Here is a 20,674-nt window from a genome sequence, read left to right as displayed (position 1 = left end):
ACGGCGCCCGGCCCGCCCCCTCGCCGCCGCGGCCGCCGGCCACTTCACTGGACGCATGGAGTGCACCTTCTGCGCGATCGCCGCCGGCGACCGGCCCGCCCACCACGTGCTCGAGGACGAGGTCGCGGTCGCCTTCCTGGACACCCGGCCGCTCTTCCCCGGGCACGTGCTGGTGGTGCCGCGCCGGCACGCCCAGACCCTGACCGACCTCGCCGAGGACGAACTCGGCCCGTTCTTCGGCCGGGTCCGCCGCGTCGCCCGCGCCGTCGAGGAGGGCATGGCCGCCGCCGGCTCCTTCGTCGCCGCCAACAACCGCGTCAGCCAGTCCGTGCCGCACTTCCATGTGCACGTGGTGCCGCGCAACCGCAAGGACGGGCTGCGCGGCTTCTTCTGGCCCCGTACCCGGTACGCCGACGAGGACCAGGCCCGTGCCACCGCGGCCCGGGTGCGCGCCGCCCTGAAGCCCTGAACGGCCACCGCCCGGCCACCGTTTGCGCTTCGCCGCGCGATCGACTTGCGTGGAAGGCGGACGGAAGCGGCCCCCGGCGGCCGCGGGCACCGCGCCCGTGTGCCGGGGCCGCCGGACCCAGCAGCGGGAGCGCACCATGAGGTTCACCAACCGCACCGAGGCCGGACGGCTGCTCGGGGAGCGCCTGCGCGAGCACCCGCCCGAGCAGCCCGTGGTCCTCGGCCTGCCACGCGGCGGGGTGCCCGTCGCCGCCGAGGTCGCCCGCGCGCTCGGCGCGCCGCTGGACGTCATCCTCGTCCGCAAGCTCGGCATGCCCCACCACCGTGAGCTGGCCTACGGCGCCATCAGCGAGGACGGCGTCCGCGTGGTCCACGACGGCGTCGCGGCGGCCGCCGGCGCCGCCCAGGACGAACTCGACGAGACCGAGCGGGCCGCCCGCGACGAGCTCCGGCGCCAGGCCGAGCGGTTCCGCGGCGACCGTGCACGCGTCCCGCTCGCCGGCTGCACGGCGATCGTGGTGGACGACGGCATCGCCACCGGCGCCACCGCCTCCGCCGCCTGCCAGGTGGCCGCCGCGCACGGTGCGGCCCGGGTGGTCCTGGCCGTGCCCGTGGCCCCCACCGACACCGCCGCACGGCTGCGCGGCGAGGTCGACGAGGTGGTCTGCCTGGACACCCCGGCCGTCTTCTTCTCGGTGGGGGAGTGGTACGAGGACTTCGGGCAGACCACCGACGAAGAGGTCGTCGCGCTGGTCGGCGGTTCCCCGGCCGCCGGCTTCTGAGCGCCGGCGGCGGCTCCCGGCCCCCTTGCCCGGCCGCCGCTGCGGAGCGCGCCCCGCCCGCCCCGCACCTATCCTGGAGGCGTGGCAGCACGCGCCAACAAGGACGTCGAGGCGCTGCTGAAGGAGTACGCCGACCTTCTGCTGATCACCGGCGGAGACGCCTTCAAGGCACGCGCCTACGAGAAGGCCGCCCGCGCGATCGGCGGCCACCACGCCGACGTGGCCGGCCTCGACGCGGCCGGGCTCCGCGACATCCCCGGCGTCGGGCGCTCCATCGCCGACAAGGTCGACGCGTACCTGCGTACCGGCACCCTGCCGGCCGTGGAGGAGGCGCGCGGCCGCATCCCGCAGGGCGTACGGGAACTCATGGCCATTCCCACGCTCGGCCCCAAGAAGGCGCTCACCCTCTACGAGGACCTCGGCATCGCCTCGGTCCCCGGACTGCGCGACGCCATCGAGGCCGGACGGCTGCGCGGCCTCAAGGGCTTCGGGCCGCGCACCGAGGAGAACATCCTGCACGGCATCGACATCCTCCGGTCCTCCGGCGGCCGGGTCCGCATCAACCAGGCCATGGAGGTCGCCGAGGACGTGGTGGCCACGCTCTCCTCCCTCGACGGCTGCGAGGAGTGCGCCTACGCCGGCTCGCTGCGGCGCATGCGGGAGACCATCGGCGACGTGGACGTCCTGGTGGCCGCCCGCCGGGCCGAACCCTTCATGGCGGCCTTCACCGGGATGCCGTACGCCGCGGAGACCGTCGCCCGCGGCGCCAAGAAGACCTCGGTCCGCACCGCCGACGGGCTCCAGATCGACCTGCGCGTGGTGCCCCCGGACGCCTGGGGCGCGGGCCTGCTCTACTTCACCGGGTCCAAGGCGCACAACATCCGGCTCCGGGAACGCGCCGTGCACCGCAAGCTCAAGCTCTCCGAGTACGGGCTGTTCCACGCCAGGAGCAGCCGGAAGATCACCTCCCGTACCGAGGAGGAGATCTACGCCCGCCTCGGCCTGCCGTGGATCCCGCCGCCGCTCCGCGAGGACCGCGGCGAGATCGAGGCCGCCCTCCGCGGCGAGCTGCCCGCCCTGCTGCCCGGGGCCGCCGTCCGCGGCGACCTGCACACCCACACCGACCTCACCGACGGCCTCGCCCCGCTGGAGGAGATGGTGCGCGCCGCCGCCCGCCGCGGGCTGCGCTACTACGCCGTCACCGACCACGCACCCGACCTGGTCATGCAGCGGATGACCGACGAGAAGATGCTCCGGCAGCGCGACGCCGTCCGGGCTCTCGACGGGCGGCACCACCGCATGCGGCTGCTGCACGGCACCGAGCTCAACATCGACCCGGACGGCGGCGTCGACTGGCCCGAGGAGTTCCTGCGCGGCTTCGACGTGTGCGTGGCCTCGGTGCACTCGCACTTCGGCCAGTCCCGCGACGCCCTCACCCGGCGGCTGGTGAGGGCCTGCGAGAACCCCCGGGTCAACATCATCGGCCACCCCACCACCCGGATCATCGGCAAGCGGGCCGCGATCGACGCCGACCTGGACGAGGTCTTCGCCGCCTGCGCCCGCACGGGCACCGCTCTGGAGATCAACGCCCACCCCAACCGGCTCGACCTCTGCGACGACCACATCCTGCGCGCCCGGCGCCACGGGGTGAAGTTCGCCGTCGACACCGACGCCCACTCCGTGCCGGACCTGGATTACCTCCGCTTCGGCGTGGGTACCGCGCAGCGAGGCTGGCTCACGGCGGAGGACGTGATCAACACGTGGCCGCTGCCGCGGCTGCGGAGGTTCCTCGACAAGAGCGGCCCGCGCGACTGACCGCGCGCCAGTGGCCACCGCGGACGAGACAGCACGCAGCGGACAAGAGAGAACACCGGCGCGGCCGGTGCAGACCAGCGACCCCGAGGCTGGGGGAGATCATGGAAACCGGCTTCCTGACACCGCTCTTCGACCGTCCGGGCCCCTGGGCCTCGGTGTACCTCGACACCACCCGGGCCACCCAGGACGCAGCCAAGCAGCAGGAGCTGCGCAACCGCTCCGTTCTCGCACAGCTCGACGAGGCCGGCGCCGACCCCTACACGCGCGAGGCCCTCGCCAAGCGGCTGGACGCCGAGCCGGTCAGCGGCGCGCCGCCCGGCCGGGCGCTCTTCGCCGCCGGAGCCGAGGTCGTCCTGGACCTGCCGCTGACGTCCGTGCCCCCCGCCTCCGAGGCCACCTGGCGGACGCTGCCGCACATCGCGCCGCTCGCCGGGCTCTACGCCGACGACCCGCCCTGCCTGGTCGCCCGCATCGACACCACCGGGGCGGACCTGGAGCTCTTCGGCGCCCAGGGCCGGGAACCGCTCGGCAGCGTCGAGGGCACCGAGTGGCGCGCCCGCGGCCACCGCAGCATCCCCGCCGACCGCTACGAGTGGCACTACCGCAACAAGGTCGAGCAGGGCTGGGAGCAGACCGCGGAGATCATCGCCTCCACCCTCGCCCGTCACTGGCCGCACACCGGCGCACAGCTCGCCCTGCTCGCCGGCGAGGCCCGGGAGCGCCGCGCCGTCCTGCAGCGCCTGCCGGAGCAGCTCCGCAACGTCACCGTGGAGGCCGCCGGGGGCAGCCGGCAGTCCCACGCCGCCGGCAACCTGCTGGAGCGGGAGGTCACCCGGGCCCGCGCCGCGCACACCCGGCGCCACCTGGAGGACGCCGTCGACACCTTCCGCGCCGCCCGTGGTCGCCCGGGGGAACGCACCCCCGAGGGCGTGCTGGGGCCCGGGCAGGCCGCCGAGGGCGTGCCGGCGGTCGTCGAGGCCGCCCGCAGCCACCAGCTCGCCACCCTGCTGCTCGCCGAGGACGGGCCCGACATGGGCCGTGAGGTGTGGATCGGGCCCGGCGGTGACGACATCGCCGTCCGCCGCTCCGAGGCCCGCTCCGCGGGGGTGGCCAACCCGCAGTCCGCGCGGGCCGACGACGCCCTGGTACGCGCGGCCGCGGCCTGCGACGCGGACGTGCTGCGCATCCCGGACGGCATGGCCGGGCCGGCCGGCGGCTGCGGTGCGGTGCTGCGCTGGACGGTCAGCCGGAGGGAGCCCGCGTGAGCCGTACCCCGACCGGCCGCGCCGCCCGGGACGCCGGGCCGGCCGGTGAGACGGCGGAGTCCGCCGGGACCGCCGAGGCCCGCGGGGCGGCAGAGACCGCAGAGACGGCCCAGGCCGGCGAGGGGCAGGCGGGCGGCCGGGCCACCGGCTCCGTCGCCCGCCGCCTCATCGCCGCCCACCTGGTCTCCGGCACCATGGAGCCCGGCGAGGAGATCGGGCTGCGGATCGACCAGACCCTCACCCAGGACGCCACCGGCACCCTCGTCATGCAGGAGCTGGAGGCGCTGGGCCTGGACCGGGTCCGCACCGAGCTCAGCGTGCAGTACGTGGACCACAACCTGCTGCAGACCGACGAGCGCAACGCCGAGGACCACGCCTTCCTGCGCTCCGCTGCTCGCCGCTTCGGCGTCTGGTACTCCAAGCCCGGGAACGGCGTCTCCCACCCCACCCACATGCAGCGTTTCGGCGTCCCCGGCCGCACCCTCGCGGGGTCGGACTCGCACACCTGCGCGGCCGGGTCGCTGGGCATGCTCGCCGTCGGCGTGGGCGGCCTCGAGGTCGCCCTGGCCATGGCCGGCCGCCCCCTCCACCTGCGGATGCCGCACATCTGGGGGGTGCGGCTGACCGGGGAGCTGCCGCCCTGGGTGAGCGCGAAGGACGTCATTCTGGAGATGCTGCGCCGGCACGGAGTGCAGGGCGGCGTCGACCGGATCATCGAGTACCACGGGCCCGGACTCGCCTCCCTGACCGCGATGGACCGGCACGTCATCGCCAACATGGGAGCCGAGCTCGGCGCCACCACCAGCGTCTTCCCCGCCGACGACGCGGTACGGGACTTCCTGCGCGCCGAGGGCCGCGAGGAGGACTTCACCCCGGTCCTGCCGGGGCCCGCCGCGCGCTACGACGTCGAGGAGGAGATCGACCTGTCGGCCCTGGAGCCGCTCGTCGCCCGCCCCTCCTCACCCGGCAACGTGGTCCCGGTACGGGAGGCCGCCGGCGTCCCCGTCGCCCAGGCGGTCGTCGGCTCCTCGGCCAACCCCGGGCTGCGCGACTTCGCCGTCGTCGCCGGCATGGTCCGCGGCCGGCAGACCGCCCCAGGGGTCAGCCTGGACGTCAACCCGACCTCCCGGGAGATCCTCCAGGACCTCACCCGTTCCGGCGGCACCCTCGACCTGATCGGCGCCGGCGCCCGCATCCACCAGGCAGGCTGCCTGGGCTGCATCGGCATGGGCCAGGCGCCCGCCGCCGGGCGCAACTCGCTGCGCACCTTTCCGCGGAACTTCCCCGGGCGCTCCGGCACCGAGGAGGACTCCGTCTGGCTCTGCTCGCCGGAGACCGCCGCGGCCTCCGCGCTCACCGGCGTCCTCACCGACCCCCGCGACTGGGCCGCCGGCGAGGGCGCCCGGCCGCCGGACTTCACGCCGCCCGAGCGGGCCACCGTGAACACCGCCGCTCTGGAGCCGCCCCCGCCGCCGGAGGAGGCCGCCGGCGTACCTCTGGAACGCGGGCCCAACATCTCCGCCCTCCCGGAGCTCGACTCGCTGCCGGACACCCTGGAGGGCCCGGTGCTGCTCACGGCCGGCGACGACGTCTCCACGGACGAGATCTCCCCGGCCGGAGCCCGCGCCCTGCCCTACCGCTCCAACATCCCCCGGCTCGCCGACTTCACCTTCACCCGGCTCGACCCGGACTACCCCCGCCGGGCGCGCGAGACCGGCGGGCCGCACTTCGTGGTCGGCGGCGACAACTACGGGCAGGGCTCCTCCCGCGAGCACGCCGCGATCACCCCGCGCCACCTCGGGCTGCGCGCCGTGCTCGCCCGGTCCTTCGCCCGTATCCACTGGCAGAACCTGGCCAACTTCGGCATTCTCGCGCTGGAGTTCGACACGCCGGAGGACCGGGACCGGATCGAGCCGGGCGACCGGCTGCGCCTGGACGGGCTGCACGGCGCGCTCGCTCCCGGCGCCCCCGCGGCGCTGCGGGTCCGCAACCTCACCCGGGACGAGGAGTACCGCGTGCACCACCGGCTCTCGCCGCGGCAGCGCGACACCGTGCTGGCCGGCGGCATCATCCCCGCGCTCGCCGCGGAGCGGGCCGCGGAACACCCCGCTCCGCCCGCCACCGGCCCGCAGGAGTAGCCGCCGGTCGGGCGGGGCACCCGGGAGGCCCTGCGGAGCCCGAGCGACCGAGAGGAGGGCCGCTGTGCCGATCGCCACCGTCAACCCGGCCACCGGAGAGACCCTCAAGACCTACGACGCACTCGGCGCCGAGGAGATCGAGCAGCGGCTGGAACGGGCCGCGGACGCCTTCGCCGAGCACCGCACCACCTCCCTCGAGCACCGCTCCCGGCTCCTCTCCCGCGCCGCCGACCTGCTGGAGGAGGACGCCGAGGACGCGGCCCGCACCGTCACCCTGGAGATGGGCAAGCCGCTGACCGCCGCCCGCGCCGAGACCGCCAAGTGCGTCAAGGCGATGCGCTGGTACGCCGCGCACGCCGCCGAGGAGCTGGCCGACGAGCACCCCCGCCCGGAGGACGTGGCGGACTCCGGCGCCGCCCGCGCCGTGGTGCGCTACCGGCCGCTGGGGCCGGTGCTGGCCGTGATGCCGTGGAACTTCCCGCTCTGGCAGGTGATCCGCTTCGCCGCGCCCGCGCTCATGGCGGGCAACGTCGGCCTGCTGAAGCACGCCTCGAACGTGCCGCAGACCGCCCTCTACCTCGAGGACCTGTTCCGCCGCGCGGGCTACCGCGCCGGCTGCTTCCAGACCCTGCTGATCGGCTCGGACGCCGTCGCCGGCATCCTCCGCGACCCGCGGATCGCCGCCGCCACCGTCACCGGCAGCGAGGAGGCCGGCCGGTCCGTCGCCTCCATCGCCGGCGACGTGGTCAAGAAGACCGTGCTGGAACTCGGCGGCAGCGACCCGTACCTGGTGCTGCCCTCCGCCGACCTCGACCGGGCCGCCCGCACCGCCGTGACCGCCCGGGTGCAGAACAACGGCCAGTCCTGCATCGCCGCCAAGCGGTTCCTGGTGCACGCCGACGTCCACGAGGACTTCACCCGGCGCTTCGTACGCGCCATGACCTCCCTGGCCGTCGGGGACCCGATGGACGAGCGGACCGAGGTCGGCCCGCTCGCCGTGGAACGCGGCCGGCAGACCCTGGAGGAGCTGGTCGAGGAGGCACGGCGGCAGGGCGCCGAGCTGCTCTGCGGCGGCGGCCGGCCGGAGAACCACACCCGCGGCTGGTTCTTCGAGCCGACCGTGCTCTCCGGAGTCACCCCCGCCATGCGCATCCACCGCGAGGAGACCTTCGGCCCGGTGGCGGCCCTCTACCGGGTCTCCGGCCTCGACGAGGCGCTCTCCCTGGCCAATGCCACCTCCTTCGGCCTCAGCTCCAACGTCTGGACCCGCGACGAGGAGGAGATGGACCGCTGCGCCCGGGACCTGGAGGCCGGTGGCGTCTACTTCAACGGCATGACCGCCTCGCACCCCGGCCTCCCGTTCGGCGGCGTCAAGCACTCCGGCTACGGGCGGGAGCTCTCCGGGCACGGCATGCGGGAGTTCTGCAACACGACGACACTCTGGTACGGGCCCTGAGGGACGGTCCGCGGTCACCCGTCAGCGGGCAGCGACGGTGAACAGCCCGCCCTGCCGGTCGCGCAGGCCCGCGGTCCGCCCGCCGGGCACGTCCCGGGGCCCGTCCGTCACCGAGCCGCCGGCCTCCACCGCCGCCTTCACCGTGTCGTCCACGTCGTCCACGGAGAACGACACGTGCCAGCGCGGCCGCACATGCGGATCCGGTGCCGCCTCCACGGCGCCGCCGCGCAGCGTCGCCACGGTGTGCCCGGCACACTCGATCTGCACGCCGCCCTCCCGGTACTCCACCTCGCAGCGGCCCGGCGCGTCCGCGGCCCACTCGAAGACCTCGCCGTAGAAGAGCGCGGCGGCGAAGGCGTCCCGGGTGCGCAGCTCCAGCCGCGCCGGCGGGGCACCCTGTGCCACGTCCCAGCTCGCGTGCACCGGGCCCTCCCAGAAACCGAAGGTCGCCCCGTCCGGATCTGCGGCGAGCGCGCCGCGGCCGTCCCCGAGGGCCAGCGGCCCGACCGCGACCGTCGCCACCCGTTCCCGGACCCGCGCCGCCACCGTGTCCGCGTCGTCCACGGCGAAGAACGGCGTCCACGCCACCGGCACCCCCAGGGTCCGGGTCACCTCGGCGATGCCGGCCACCGGCACCCCCTCCGCCATGGCGACCCGGAACTCCTCGCCGAGCCTGCCGGGACGGAAGGTCCAGCCCAGGACGGCCCCGTAGAAGCCCTCGGCCATGTCCAGGCTGTTCGTGGCGAGGCTCACCCAGCAGGGCGCTCCGCTCACGGGGTGCAGTGCGGGGGACACTCCCGATCACCTCGCTTCGCTTCCCGGGCCCGCCCCGGTACGCCGGGCCGGCGTGCGGCGTGCTGACCGCGCGCCCACCCCGCGCGGTGCGCGCGCGTCGTGTGCCCCCCTTTGCTCCGTTCGTACTCTATCGACTCCGGGGAGCCCGCGCCCGGTACGGGCGGCGCTCAGCGCGCCGCGACCGCCCGCGCCGCATGCACCGTACGGGCGGCCAGACAGAAGGCGTCGGGCCGCCACAGGACGCCCGTGCAGGCGTCGCCCTCCACCAGGGCCGCCAGCGTCTCCCGGTCCTGGCCGTCCAGCCGGTCCGCGATCCGGTCCCGCAGCCCGGCCAGGTTGTCGTACAGGTACTCCCGCGCCGTCGAGCCCAGCGGCGCCGGCAGGTCCAGCAGGAACGTCCGGCTCCCGGCCGGCACCAGTCCCGCCGTGCTCAGCATCCGCGGCCAGTCCTCGACGACCTCCCGCGCCCCCGGCAGCTCGGCGCGCATCTCCGCGAACCATTCCTCCGTCGCCGCCTCCAGCCGGGCCTGGAAACCCGGACGGCCCAGGCCGAAGTCGCGCGGCAGGAAGCGCTGCGGCAGACCGCCCTCGGCGACGGCCAGCAGGCCGCCCGGCCGCAGCATGCCCGCCATCCGGTCCAGGACCGCCTGCTGATCCCCCAGATGGTGGACGGCACGGCTGCTGAAGACGACGTCTGCGTCGCCCACCTCGGCCAGCACCTCCGGCAGCTCCCCGGCCCGGGCCGTCACCCGGTCCCCGAGTCCTTCCCGGCGGGCCCGCTCCCGCGCCCGCTCCAGCAGCTCGGGCGAACCGTCCACGGCCACCACCTCGGCCTCCGGGAACGCCCGGGCCAGCAGGCAGGAGAAGACGCCCGGCCCGCTGCCCGCGTCCACCACCCAGCGCACCGCCGGGGCTGCGTCCTCGGCGGTCTGGCCGTCCCGGCCGACCTGCCTCTCCTGCCCGTCCTGCCCGTCCTGCCCGGCCGCGGGGCCGGGGCCCCCGCTGTCCGGGGCGGGGGCGAGCAGCCCGGCCAGCCAGCGGGCGGCGCGCCCGACGGGCTCCGCGAAGAGCTCGCCCTCCCGCTCCAGCATGTCCGCCATCCGGGCCCAGTCGATGTCCGTCCCGCCGTGCCCGTGCCCGTGCTTGTGTGCGTGGCCGTGCCCGGGGGCGGGCCCGTGCCCGTGGCCGTCTCCCCGGGCGGCGGCCGCCCCTGCTTCCCGTTCCGTCGTCACGTCGTACGCCTCCGTCTCCCGGCGGGCCCGTACCGGCGGTTCCGTACGGCTGTCCCGCACCGTTCGCCCGGAGCGTGCACCGCTCCCCCGGACCGGGGCAAAGGGCGTTGCCGGTTCCGGGAAAGCCCCCTCCGTGCGCGGCCGCTCCCCTTGCCGGACGATTGCGTTCCGTGCAGCATCGGACACCCGGAGTCCTGCTGCCGACGGGGGTACGTCGTGGCCGCTGCCGCACCGCTCGATACGGACGTCGCCGTCGTCGGCGCCGGCCTGGCCGGCCTGACCGCCGCCCGTCGGCTGGAACAGGCCGGTGCGGACACCGTGGTCGTCGAGGCCCGCCCGCGCGTCGGCGGCCGCACCCTCAGTCACCCGCTGGACCACCCGGCCGTGCGGGACGGGGAGTCCGCGGTGCTCGATCTGGGCGCCGGCTGGCTCGGCCCGGGTCAGGACCGGGTGCTCTCCCTCGTCGGCGAGCTGGGCCTGTCGACCCATCCCACCTACGACGAGGGCGACAACCTCTCCGAGCACCGGGGGCGGATGCACCGCTACCGCGGCGTCTTCCCCCGGCTCGGGCCGCTGATGCTGGCCGACCTCACCCAGGCCCAGCTCCGGCTGGACCGGATGGCGCGCACCGTGCCCCTCGACATGCCGTGGACCGCCCGCCGGGCCGCCTCCTGGGACCGGCAGACGGTCGCCGCCTGGGCCGCGCGGAACCTGCGCACCCGCGGTGGGCGCGCCCTGCTGCAGCTCGCCGTCGAGGCCGTCTGGGCCGCTCACCCCGCCGATCTCTCGCTGCTGCACGTGCTGTTCTACATCCGCTCCAACGGCGGTTTCGACGCTCTCACCAGCGTGCGCGGCGGCGCCCAGCAGGAGCGGGTCGTCGGCGGCACCCAGGCCCTGGCTCTCACCCTCGCCGCGGCGCTGCGCCGGCCGCCGCTGCTGGACGCTCCGGTGCACCGGGTCACCGTGCGGGACGGACGCGTGGAGCTCGCCCTCCCCGGCGGGCGTACCGTGCGGTCCCGCCGCGCGGTGCTCGCTCTCGCCCCCAACCTCCTCGCCCGTATCGGCTTCGCACCGGAGCTGCCCGCGCTCCGGCACCAGCTCCACCAGCGGATGCCGCAGGGCACCGTCGTCAAGTGCCACGCCGTCTACCCGGCCCCCTTCTGGCGCGACCGCGGCCTCACCGGGCAGGTGACCAGCCCCGCCGGACCGGTCAAGGTCACCTTCGACGCGACGCCGCCCGGCGGCAGCCCCGGTGTGCTGCTCGGCTTCCTCGAGGGCCGTCAGGCCCGCAGCCTCGGTGCCCGGCCGCCGGCCGAACGGCGCCGGGCCGTGCTCGCCTGCCTGCGCCGGTACTTCGGGGAGGCCGCTGCCCGGCCCGACCAGTACCTCGACCACAGCTGGGCCGCGGAGCCGTACAGCGGCGGCTGCTACGCGGGGTATTTCCCGCCCAACGGCTGGACGGACTTCGGCCGGGTGCTGCGCCCCGCCGTCGGGCCGCTCCACTTCGCCGGCACCGAGACGGCCACCACCGGCTACGGCTATCTCGACGGCGCCGTGCGCTCCGGGGAGACCGCGGCCGCGGCGGTCCTCGCTGCGCTCGGCGGGGACCCGGCGCCCGCCGCCGGGCCGCCGCCGGCGGCCCGGCGATGAGTTTCCGTCCCGCCCGGTGTCGGTACCGGTGACACCGAGCGGAGGAGCACCCCATGCCCGAGACCATGCCCGGGACCCGCCCCGGCCTCGACGCCGCGGCCGCCGAGGTCGCCGCCCTGCTGAACGGGGTCGACGACGGCGAGCTGGGCCGGCCCACGCCGTGCCCGGAGTACACCGTCGGGGACCTGCTGGCCCATCTGATGGACCTGACCCTGGCCTTCCGGGACGCCGCCGAGAAGGCCGGCGGGCCCACGGCGCCGCCCGACCCGTCCGCCGCCCGCCTCGACCCGCGCTGGCGGGTCCTGCTGCCCGCGCGCCTCGACGCGCTCGCGGCCGCCTGGCGCGACCCCGCCGCCTGGGAGGGGGAGACCGAAGCCGGCGGCGTGGTCCTGCCCGCCTCCGTCATGGGACTCGTCGCCCTGGACGAGCTGGTGATCCACGGCTGGGACCTCGCCCGCGCCACGGATCAGCCCTTCGTCTGCGACCGGAGCACGGCCGAGCCCCTGCTCGCCTTCCTCACCCGTGCGGCGGAGGAGACCGGCGGCCGGGGGACCGAGGGGATGTTCGGGCCGGTGGTCCCGGTGCCGGAGGACGCGCCGCCGCTGGACCGGGCGGTCGGCCTCGCCGGCCGGGACCCGGCCTGGAAACCCTGAGCCGGCGCCTGCCGGAACGCGGTGAGCGCCGGGCCCGGGTCCGCAGGACGCGGCCGGGCCCGGCACCCGGTCGCCCGGTGCGCCGGTCAGCAGCGCTTGCCGGTCGCCGCCTGGTTCGGCAGCGGGTCCCCGGGCTTGCGCACCGCACCGACGGCCGCGGTGCACTCGTCCGCCGTGTCCGCGGGGTTGGACCAGTACTCCTGGCCGTTGCTGTTGGTCCAGGAGCGCTTGCCGACGTACTCGTCACGGGAGTAGCTGTAGATTCCCGTGCTCACGTCGTAGTCCCCCGTGGTGTTCCGGAAGCTGTCCCACACCCACAGGTAGCCGTAGTTCTCGTCGCACTGCGGCGAGTAGAACTGCTTCACCGAGGCGATGTGGGCGCCGCCGCGGTCGACGTAGGCAGTGGTGCCGATCTGGTAGGCGTCCGGGCAGACCCCGGCCGCCCGGGCCTTCGCGCTCCGCGGGTTCCCGGCGGCCGACGGGGCGGTGGACTTCTCCCCGGCGGCGGACCGCTGCTTCTCCGGAGCGGGCGCGGGCCCGCTGCCGGCCGTGGCGGAGGCCGCCGGGACGAATGCGAAGGCGCAGGCCGCCGCAGCGATGAGTGTCTTGCGAGCACGCATACGGGTGTTCCCCCTCTGCTCGTGGTGTCGCGCACGGATCTCGCGCGCGGTGCACGGCGCCGGTCTCCTCCGCGGGAACCCCGCGAAGGCCGCCGTGCACACCTCGTGGTCACTCCGTCAGACCCCGCACGCGGGCCGAAGGTTGCACTGCTCCACCCGATCGAGTGAGGTATCGAGCGACTGTCCACCCCGGGGCTGTGTCCGTCTCGCCTCCCGGAGCGGGCGGCGCGCCCCCGACGGGTTCGCCGGATCAGTCCGTCGGCTCGTCCGGCCGGGGCGCCTCCGGGTCGTCCTGCTCCGTGCCGGGGGTGCGCGGCCCGGTGCCCGTCTCGTCGGTGTCCGGCAGTTCCTCGGCCGGCACGTCCGCGCCGCCGGGGTCTGCGGCGGCCTCCTCCTCGGTCTCGGCGCCGGCCTGCTGGTCGGGCAGATCGCGCGGTACGCCGCCGCGCCCGCCTGCCGTGCTGTCTGCTGCATCGCTCATGCCACCATGGTGCCTCGGCGGGAGGTACCACCGGGCGGCCACCCCGGTCGTCCAGCGCTCGCCGGCGCCTGCACGCCCCCCGTCCGCAGGGACGCGGGACCCGACGGTGTGGGGCCCGGCGCAGCGGGGTACGAGAGCCCGTGATCACCGAGAAGGACACCGGCACGCCCCGGTGTACGTCTCCGACCAGGGAGGAAGCGACATGTCGTCGAAGCGTCGCCGGAAGAAGCGGGCACGGCGTAAGAACGCCGCCAACCACGGCCGGCGTCCTCAGTCCTGAGCGCGCTGCGACCGCACACCCGAGGGGGAGGGGCGCCGTCCGGGCGCCCCTCCCCCTCGGTGCTTCCCCTTCCGCCTCACCGGCCGGAGTGCCGCGGCCCCTCCCCACAGCTAGGGTCGGCGCGTGGCCATGTTCGTGATCGAGAACTCCGCGGACCTCCCCGTGACGGAGGTCTGGCGGCGTCTGACCCACTGGGAGCGCCACGCCACGGCCGTGCCCCTGACCCGGATCGTCGTCCTCACCCCGCCGCCCACCGGCCCGGGGAGCCGCTTCACCGCGCGCACCGGCTGGCGCCGGCTGAGCTTCGACGACCCGATGGAGGTCGTGCGCTGGGAGCCGCCCGCACCCGGGCGGGACTCCGGCTACTGCCGTCTGGAGAAGCGCGGCCGGGTGGTGCTCGGCTGGGCCGAGATCCGGGTGCGGGCGGAGGCGCCGGCGCCGCCGGGCGGCCGGAGCCGCGTGGAGTGGCGCGAAGAGGTGCGGCTGCGCGGCCTGCCCCGGCGGCTGGACCCGCTGCTGCGCCGCGCCGGGCGACTGCTCTTCGGCCGCACCGTGCGGCGGCTGCTGCGCACCGCCTGAGCCGGCGGACCGCCGGTCGGGCCGCCCGCGGCCCGGGCTGCGGAGGCTGCCGGGCCTCCGTCGCGGCCCGGTCCGCGGCGTCCGGCACGGCCCCCGGCACCCCGGGACGGCGGTGCGGGGCGGGCGCCGGGCCCGCCCCGCACCGCCGCGCCGAGGGGCGCCCGGGTCAGCAGGTGCCGAGGTCTTCCCAGACACCCCACTCCCCGGTGGTGCCGGGCTCGTCGCCCTGCGTCCACCACTGGGCGCGCCAGGTGTGCCCGTCGTGGGCGACGGTGTCGTCACCGGTGTAGACGGTGGAGGCGTCCCACGCCGGTGCGGTGCACTCGCCGGTGCCGCCGGTGGAGCCGCCGTCGGAGCCCCCGCCGTCGCCGCCGGTGCCGCCGTCCGAACCGCCGCTCCCGTCCACGACCGTGGTGCCGCGGGTCAGGTCGCCGGCCAGCCCGTAGCTCTTCCCGCCGAAGCTGACGGTCCAGTTCGACGGTGTGGAGACCGGCAGGTGGTAGACGAAGTCCAGCGAGACGGTCTCCCCGGGCGGCAGGGTCTGCCAGTCGGGAAGGGAGAGCGACACGCGGTGATACGGGCCGTCCAGCCCTCCGGTGTTCGGGCCGCGGTGGTCGCTGCGGACCACCTCCAGGCCCCACCCGGACTGGTCCTTGGCGTTGCCCGGCGCCGAGGTGGCGTAGTCGAACCGGAACTCGGTGCCGCCCGGCAGCGTCACCGCCGAGTTGTTGGTGATCCGCAGCTCCGGGCTGATCGGGTAGTTCGAGTCGCCGAGCGGGAAGTCCGTGAACTCGGTGGTGATGTCGAGCGCCTCGGAGGGCAGTCCGGTGGTGGCGCGCTGCGCGCCGTAGGGCGCGGCGGTACGGAAGGTCTCGTACATCAGCGACATCAGCGTGTCGCCGGGCCCGTACCGGCCCGCGGCCTCGTCCCAGCCGTAGTCCCCGGCCAGCTCCCACACCATGGTGCCGCCGATGCCCCGGTCCACCACGTACTGCGCCTTGGCGGCGACGGACTGCTCGTCCTCGGTGGCCAGGAAGACCTTCTTCTCCTCGTTCCACAGCCAGGGCGCGACCAGCTCCTCGCTGTACCTGCGCACGTAGTCGCCGGTGAGGGTGGTGTCCGCGGGCAGGCCGTAGTCGGTGACGTAGTCCCCGACGATGCCCTCCTCCAGGTTCTTCGCGTGCCACATCGGGTTGGACCCGGCGGGGGACTCCCGGCCCTCGGTGTCCTTGTCGTGCCAGAGGTTGTCGATGCCGGTGGCGCCGTCGCCGCACTCGGTCAGGCCGGAGCCGGCGGGGCAGTCGGTGGAGGGTGCGGTGCCCCACAGGCCGTCGGTGCCGCCGCTGACGTTCTTCCAGCCGCGGGTGTAGTAGGGCAGGCCGATGTTGATGCGCCCGGCCGGCATCGAGCCGCGGAAGTAGTGGTATGCCCAGTCGGTGTTGAGATAACCGGTGCCGCCGTACTGCGAGGTGGTGTAGACGCCGGCCGCGGCGAGTTCCGCGTCCCTGCCGTCGTCGTAGAGTGCGGCGTTGGGGCCGACGTACTCGTTCCAGGCACCGTGCAGGTCGTAGGACATGATGTTGACGTAGTCCAGGTACTTCTGCATCTGGTACGTCTCCATGCCGCGCAGCAGGTAGCCGGAGGAGGGCGCGGCCACGGTCAGCAGGTAGTGCTGCCCGTCCGCGGCGCCGGCCCGGTCCAGCTTCTCCCGCAGCACCCGCATCAGCTCGGCGTACCCCTTCACGAGGCCGGCGCGGCGGGCGTTGGCCACCTCCCAGTCCAGCGGGTTCCCCGCGTCCTGCATCGAGGTGGCGTACTCGTAGTCGATGTCGACGCCGTTGAAGCCGTACGTCCGGACGAAGTCCACCGCGGAGTCGGCGAAGGTCTCGATGCCGGCGTGGTTGACCGAGCCGTCCGCGTGGGTGGCCATGGTGTAGAAGCCGCCGGAGTCCACCCGCTCGCCGTCGGGCCCGAAGTAGCCGCCGGTCTCGGCCCAGCCGCCGACCGACACCATCGTCTTCACCTGCGGGTGGTCCTTCTTGAACGTGTTGAGCAGGTTGAAGTGGCCCTGGTACGGCAGGTCCGGGTCCATGGCGGCCCCCTCCACGCCGGGCCACGTCATGCCGGTGGCGGGGTTGTCCGGGCCGTCGGGGCCGACGGAGAGCCGGTTCGAGCCGTCGACGTGCGCGAAGGCGTAGTTCAGGTGGGTGACCTTGTCCCACGGGATGTCGGAGGCGAGGTAGCGGGCCTGCCCGTTCTCGCCGGTACGCCAGCCGGTGAAGTAGCCGATGACGCGCCGGGGATGGTCGGCGCCCATCTTCTCCCGGCCGGTGTCGTCGTAGACCGTGCAGTACGGCACGTCGACGCCCGGGGTGGTGTAGAGGCCGTCGGGCCGGCAGGACGCGTGGTCCCCGGCCGCCTGGGAGGTGGTGGGGGAGAGGGCGCCGAACAACAGCCCGGCGACGGCTGCGGCCGCCGCGGCGAGCGTGTGTCGGGGCCGGATGCGGGGCGACACGGGCTGGCCTCCTGGAGAGGTCGTACGGGCAGGGGGAGCGCATGCGGGACCGGCGGAGGCGGTACGTGCGGCCGCACTCCGGGCCGAAGGTGACATGGACACTAAGAGGACTAGACCAGTGCGTCAATAGGTCCGTACCAATCCGGGTGTGCGGCCCTGCCCCCGCGCCGGAGCGGACGCCGCTCTCCCCGGAGTGCCTCCTCCGGCCCGCAACGGGCGGAACGCGCGGCGGCCTCCACGGGAAGGGGCCCCGGTGTCCTCCGGCAGCGCGCGAAGAGAACCGCGCCCCGGCAGCGGCCAAGAGGCTCGCGCATGCGGGTACGAGGGCATGGCCACCTGCGCCCGCGCACCGGCGTGCCGGGCGGGAAACAGGGGAGCTGTCCAGGACGCGGTGCAGCATGGCGCCCCTGTGCGCTCACCGGTCGTGTACCACGGCTTCTCCGGCGAGCTGACTCGGCGCCCGAGACCCCTCTCGGCCTTCATCAGGCGATGACGGGCGGGCCAGGCCGCTCGGTGGAGTCCCTCCGCCCGCCGGGGTCGAAGGGTCAGGGACGCCGCTGCCAGGTGTGGAGGCGCACCGAGCCCGTGCGGCGGGAGCGGCCAGTCCCCGTACCGGAGCCGGTGCCCGGCGGGTGTCAGTCCTGGTGGGTGAGGCGCTCGTGCATCGTCTTCGACGCGGAGACGACCCGGTCACGCACCCAGGCCGGGGTGTGGCGATCCGGGTCGGCCGTGAGGCCGGCGGAGAACACCACCTTCCCCTTGCGGGTTGTGACCGCAACGTAGCGCCAGCCCACGGTCTCCCCGTCGTCGAGATCCCCCGTGTCCTCGACCGTCATGGCCCAGGCGAGCACGTCGTCCGTCCCGGCGACCTCGACGCTGAGGGAACGCGTGTCGCCGTAGACGTGCCCCGTGGGGTACTTCCATCTGGTGCACCGTTCGACGGCCCCGCGCAGGGCATCCATCCAGGAGCGGGCCGGGGCCACTTCGTCGTACACCTTCACGGACGTGCTCGCCTCGGCGCTGGAGGCACCGGCGTCCTCACCCCTGGGAAGACGGACGTACCGCGAGAGCACCACCGCGTCCGGCCGTTCGCTCTTCGGAGTCATGTGCCACATGCAGTCCTTGCCGGGCCGGGCCGGCACGCTCCCGCTCCCCTCGTAGAGGTCCTGCGCGCGCCGGAAGCCGTGGCCCCACTGCTCGGGGGTGAGCGCGGTGCTTCGCGTGGCCTTCTCGGCCTCCGCAGGGGTTGACGGCGGAGCCCACTCCTCACCGCCGCTGCCGCAGGCCGTGACGAGCACCAGCGCTACCAGCGAGGTGCCGAGCCGGACGGAGCCACGTCTTCCTGGGATCATCTTTTCGCCTCTCGCATGTGCATCGTGCCTCCATGGCCCCAGCACACCTCCCGCCTGGCCGGGCCACCGACCCCTGCGGGGCTGCCTCCGGCGCCTCGTGGTGCAGAGTGTCCGCTGCGGAGCGGGCGCCGCGGGAGCGCCCCGGCGCGTCCGCCGGGACGCCGGGCGCACGACGGTCCGGCGGCTGTGCCACGGGCCTGCCCGAAACGGGGGTTTGGGCGGGAAAGGGTTCCCCTGTCGCTTTCCTCTCGTGAAGGCTGGGTCCGCGCCCGCCGCTCCGGCGGTGAACACCCCCCCACGAAGACGAAGGGACCCGCATGTCCACGCTCCGGAAGAGAATCCTCGGCACCACCGCACTGCTCGCCCTGGCGGCCTCCGGCCTGTCGGTGAGTACGCCGGCCGGTGCCCAGGCGCCCGCCGCTCCCGAGGCCACGGCGAACCAGACCGTGGTACTGCACACCGTCAAGGACCCGAACCTGGTGGTCGACCTGGCGTACGGCTCCCCGACGCCCGGCACCAAGGTGATCCTGCATCCCGCGCACGGCGGGGCGAACCAGAAGTGGGAGGTGGTGCCCGTCCAGGGGGACTGGTTCCAGCTGAAGAACAAGGCCTCGGGCACCTGCCTGGTGAACGGCTACCACAGCGTGGAGAACGGCCACAAGCTCGCCGGGTACGGGTGCAACAAGGGCTATGAGGACCAGCTCTGGACCCGTGTCCAGGTCGAGAACGGCAACCAGTTCACCCTGGTCAACAAGTACAGCGGCAAGTGCATGGACCAGACGACCACCGGCGCCGTCTACACCCAGCTCATCCAGTGGAACTGCCACGGCCTGGTCCACCAGCGCTTCACCGCTGAGACCGTCTGACCTTCGTCTCCGGCCGCGACGCCACGGCCCCGGCGGCCCGGCGCCTGCGGGGAGGGACACCCTCCCCGCAGGCCCGGTGCCCGCCGGGGCCGGTCGTGCGCAGGGCCCTCGCGCCCGGGTCCCCGTACCGTGATGCGGTACGGCGTGCGGGAGGCGCATGTCCGTGATCTTGTCAGGGTCCTGACATCTCACTACGGTGAGCGGTCACCGGCCGGACGACGTCGCACGGGCGCTCCTCCGCGCACCCCGGCTCCCACCCCCCACCCTCCGGCCGGGCAAGGAGATCCCATGCCCGGAAGACGATCCGTGCTCCTGACCGTGGCCGCGCTGCTGGGCCCGGCGCTCGCGGCGGTCCCCGGGGGCCCGGCGACGGCCGGCGAGCGCCCTCCCGCGGAGCAGCGCCACCCGGAGCCGCGACCGGGGGAGTGGCGGGAGGTGTTCTCGCCCGACGGCACTCTCTCCCGCGTGCGCATCCCCCCGCAGCCGGAGACCGGGCCCGGTGCCCGGGACCGCCGCGCGGCCGCCGCGGCCGAGGTCGTCGCACTCCAGCACACCGGGCCTTCGTCCACCCGCTTCGACATGGTGATCGTCGGTGACGGCTACACCGCCGCCGAGGCGGGCACGCTGCGCCGTCACGCCCAGTCCAAGTGGGCCGACATCGCCGCGACCGAGCCGTGGCGGAAGCACCGCGACGCGGTCAACGTCTGGCTGGTGAACGTCGTCTCGGCCGAGTCCGGCGTCGACAACGACCCGGTCCAGGGAGTGGACCGCGACACCGCGCTCGACATGCGCTTCTTCTGCGGCGGCATCGAACGGCTGCTCTGTCTCGACGAGGCCAAGGCGCAGGCCTACGCGGCCCGGGCACCGGAGGCCGACGCCGTCGTCGCCGTCGGCAACACCGTCAAGTACGGCGGCGCGGGCTATCCCAGCCTCGCCACCGTCGCGGGCGGCAACTCCCAGGCCGGCCGCATCGCCGTCCACGAACTGGGCCACTCCGTCGGCGGCCTGGCCGACGAGTACTACACCCCCGGGACCGCCTACTCCGGCGGCGAGCCGGACCGGCCCAACGTCACCACCGACCCCGGCGGTGCCAAGTGGGCCTCCTACCACGGGCGTCCCACGCCCGACGGCGGCACCATCGGCGTCTTCGAGGGCGGTCACCAGTACGAGCACGGCATCTACCGGCCCTCCGAGGACTCGCTCATGCGCACCCTCGACAAGCCCTTCAACCTGGTGGGGCTCGACGTCATGGACCGCGCCGTCCGTGCCGAGATCACTTCCGGGGCCGGCGGCGGTGCCGCCCCCGCTGCGGTGGACTCTCCGCCCGCCGGGTGACCCGCCCGCCGGGTGACCCGCGTGCCGGGACCGCCCAGGGGACGCACCGCCCCCTGAGCGCTCGCGCGCCGCGCGCCTCCTCGGCCCCGTGGCGGGGCGTCGGGCGGCAGGGCGGCACCTCGGCGGGCGTCAGGAGGACGGCGGCACTCCGTGATCGTCTTCGAGGGCGCGCCGGCAGGAGCCGTGACAGAGACGCCCCGGGGGTGTCAGGCGCAGCCGCCGTGGGGAGGCTGGTGGCCCGCCGGCGGACCGGCTCCCCGGCCTCCCGGACGGCCCGGCTCCCGCGGGCGGGCCGTCCGTCGGTCCGGACACCGCGCGGACGCCGGCCGGTGCGGGTGGCGCCGGGACGTGACCCCGCGGGCCGGCCCCGTTGGCGCGGCGCAGCCGCGGTC

General features: G+C 75.1%; 16 protein-coding genes and 1 pseudogene. 11 read left to right on the top strand and 6 right to left on the bottom strand.

Going from position 1 to position 20,674, the window contains the following annotated elements; all coding sequences use genetic code 11:
• Positions 1–55: 55 nt before the first annotated feature.
• From HOY81_RS16185 to HOY81_RS16160, 6 genes and pseudogenes are all read left to right on the top strand, one after another.
• Positions 56–469 (top strand): HIT family protein, encoded by a 414-nt coding sequence (locus HOY81_RS16185; RefSeq protein WP_237321125.1) that lies wholly within the window; start codon positions 56–58, stop codon positions 467–469.
• 136 nt (positions 470–605) lie between these two features.
• Positions 606–1,223, top strand: a pseudogene (locus HOY81_RS16180) (phosphoribosyltransferase); the annotation flags it as partial.
• A 108-nt stretch (positions 1,224–1,331) separates the two neighbouring features.
• Positions 1,332–3,065 carry a DNA polymerase/3'-5' exonuclease PolX gene (gene polX, locus HOY81_RS16175; protein ID WP_237321124.1) on the top strand — a complete coding sequence of 578 codons (1,734 nt, stop codon included), beginning with the start codon at positions 1,332–1,334 and terminating at the stop codon, positions 3,063–3,065.
• A gap of 101 nt (positions 3,066–3,166) precedes the next feature.
• Positions 3,167–4,330 (top strand): hypothetical protein, encoded by a 1,164-nt coding sequence (locus tag HOY81_RS16170; protein ID WP_237321123.1) that lies wholly within the window; start codon positions 3,167–3,169, stop codon positions 4,328–4,330.
• Positions 4,327–6,468 (top strand): aconitate hydratase, encoded by a 2,142-nt coding sequence (locus HOY81_RS16165; protein WP_308341079.1) that lies wholly within the window; start codon positions 4,327–4,329, stop codon positions 6,466–6,468. The genes HOY81_RS16170 and HOY81_RS16165 overlap by 4 nt, the downstream gene beginning before the upstream one ends.
• A gap of 64 nt (positions 6,469–6,532) precedes the next feature.
• Positions 6,533–7,924, top strand: coding sequence for an NADP-dependent succinic semialdehyde dehydrogenase (locus HOY81_RS16160; protein WP_237321122.1), 1,392 nt, complete (start codon positions 6,533–6,535; stop codon positions 7,922–7,924).
• A gap of 21 nt (positions 7,925–7,945) precedes the next feature.
• Here the strand turns inward: HOY81_RS16160 and HOY81_RS16155 are convergent, their stop codons facing one another.
• Both HOY81_RS16155 and HOY81_RS16150 read right to left on the bottom strand, forming a co-directional pair.
• Positions 7,946–8,677 (bottom strand): VOC family protein, encoded by a 732-nt coding sequence (locus HOY81_RS16155; RefSeq protein WP_237321121.1) that lies wholly within the window; start codon positions 8,675–8,677, stop codon positions 7,946–7,948.
• 209 nt (positions 8,678–8,886) lie between these two features.
• A complete protein-coding gene (locus HOY81_RS16150) occupies positions 8,887–9,951 on the bottom strand; it encodes a trans-aconitate 2-methyltransferase (protein ID WP_237321120.1) in 1,065 nt (354 codons plus the stop codon).
• 216 nt (positions 9,952–10,167) lie between these two features.
• Here HOY81_RS16150 and HOY81_RS16145 point away from each other — a divergent pair, with 216 nt between their 5' ends.
• Both HOY81_RS16145 and HOY81_RS16140 read left to right on the top strand, forming a co-directional pair.
• Complete coding sequence (locus HOY81_RS16145; protein WP_237321119.1) at positions 10,168–11,601, top strand: FAD-dependent oxidoreductase; 1,434 nt, start codon at positions 10,168–10,170, stop codon at positions 11,599–11,601.
• A 53-nt stretch (positions 11,602–11,654) separates the two neighbouring features.
• A complete protein-coding gene (locus HOY81_RS16140; protein WP_237321118.1) occupies positions 11,655–12,254 on the top strand; it encodes a TIGR03086 family metal-binding protein in 600 nt (199 codons plus the stop codon).
• A gap of 86 nt (positions 12,255–12,340) precedes the next feature.
• On the opposite strand, the gene HOY81_RS16135 is transcribed toward HOY81_RS16140, so the two are convergent.
• Both HOY81_RS16135 and HOY81_RS16130 read right to left on the bottom strand, forming a co-directional pair.
• Complete coding sequence (locus HOY81_RS16135; RefSeq protein ID WP_237321117.1) at positions 12,341–12,874, bottom strand: hypothetical protein; 534 nt, start codon at positions 12,872–12,874, stop codon at positions 12,341–12,343.
• A gap of 250 nt (positions 12,875–13,124) precedes the next feature.
• Complete coding sequence (locus HOY81_RS16130; RefSeq protein ID WP_237321116.1) at positions 13,125–13,355, bottom strand: hypothetical protein; 231 nt, start codon at positions 13,353–13,355, stop codon at positions 13,125–13,127.
• 403 nt (positions 13,356–13,758) lie between these two features.
• On the opposite strand from HOY81_RS16130, the gene HOY81_RS16125 reads away from it, so the two are divergent.
• The gene (locus tag HOY81_RS16125) at positions 13,759–14,214 is read left to right on the top strand and encodes an SRPBCC family protein (protein ID WP_237321115.1); all 456 of its coding nucleotides are present in this window, start codon (positions 13,759–13,761) and stop codon (positions 14,212–14,214) included.
• A 166-nt stretch (positions 14,215–14,380) separates the two neighbouring features.
• On the opposite strand, the gene HOY81_RS16120 is transcribed toward HOY81_RS16125, so the two are convergent.
• On the bottom strand, positions 14,381–16,729 hold the full coding sequence (locus HOY81_RS16120) for a glycosyl hydrolase family 18 protein (RefSeq protein WP_237321114.1): 2,349 nt from the start codon (positions 16,727–16,729) through the stop codon (positions 14,381–14,383).
• A gap of 635 nt (positions 16,730–17,364) precedes the next feature.
• On the bottom strand, positions 17,365–18,081 hold the full coding sequence (locus HOY81_RS16115) for a hypothetical protein (RefSeq protein WP_237321113.1): 717 nt from the start codon (positions 18,079–18,081) through the stop codon (positions 17,365–17,367).
• Positions 18,082–18,398: 317 nt separating this feature from the next.
• On the opposite strand from HOY81_RS16115, the gene HOY81_RS16110 reads away from it, so the two are divergent.
• Positions 18,399–18,947: an RICIN domain-containing protein gene (locus HOY81_RS16110; RefSeq protein WP_237321112.1), complete on the top strand. Its 549-nt coding sequence runs from the start codon at positions 18,399–18,401 to the stop codon at positions 18,945–18,947.
• Between the two features lie 288 nt (positions 18,948–19,235).
• Positions 19,236–20,282 (top strand): M64 family metallopeptidase, encoded by a 1,047-nt coding sequence (locus HOY81_RS16105; RefSeq protein WP_237321111.1) that lies wholly within the window; start codon positions 19,236–19,238, stop codon positions 20,280–20,282.
• Positions 20,283–20,674: the final 392 nt, after the last annotated feature.

The organism is Streptomyces sp. JJ36 (assembly GCF_021696945.1).
Classification (GTDB): domain Bacteria; phylum Actinomycetota; class Actinomycetes; order Streptomycetales; family Streptomycetaceae; genus Streptomyces.
This window is presented reverse-complemented; position numbering and strand designations above follow the sequence as displayed.

Coding starts and splice junctions, on each gene's coding strand:
- HOY81_RS16170 (WP_237321123.1), top strand. CDS start 3,167: ATGGAAACCGGCTTCCTGACACCGCTCTTCGACCGTCCGGGCCCCTGG.
- HOY81_RS16140 (WP_237321118.1), top strand. CDS start 11,655: ATGCCCGAGACCATGCCCGGGACCCGCCCCGGCCTCGACGCCGCGGCC.
- HOY81_RS16110 (WP_237321112.1), top strand. CDS start 18,399: ATGTCCACGCTCCGGAAGAGAATCCTCGGCACCACCGCACTGCTCGCC.
- HOY81_RS16135 (WP_237321117.1), bottom strand. CDS start 12,874: ATGCGTGCTCGCAAGACACTCATCGCTGCGGCGGCCTGCGCCTTCGCA.
- HOY81_RS16130 (WP_237321116.1), bottom strand. CDS start 13,355: ATGAGCGATGCAGCAGACAGCACGGCAGGCGGGCGCGGCGGCGTACCG.
- HOY81_RS16105 (WP_237321111.1), top strand. CDS start 19,236: ATGCCCGGAAGACGATCCGTGCTCCTGACCGTGGCCGCGCTGCTGGGC.
- HOY81_RS16185 (WP_237321125.1), top strand. CDS start 56: ATGGAGTGCACCTTCTGCGCGATCGCCGCCGGCGACCGGCCCGCCCAC.
- HOY81_RS16115 (WP_237321113.1), bottom strand. CDS start 18,081: ATGATCCCAGGAAGACGTGGCTCCGTCCGGCTCGGCACCTCGCTGGTA.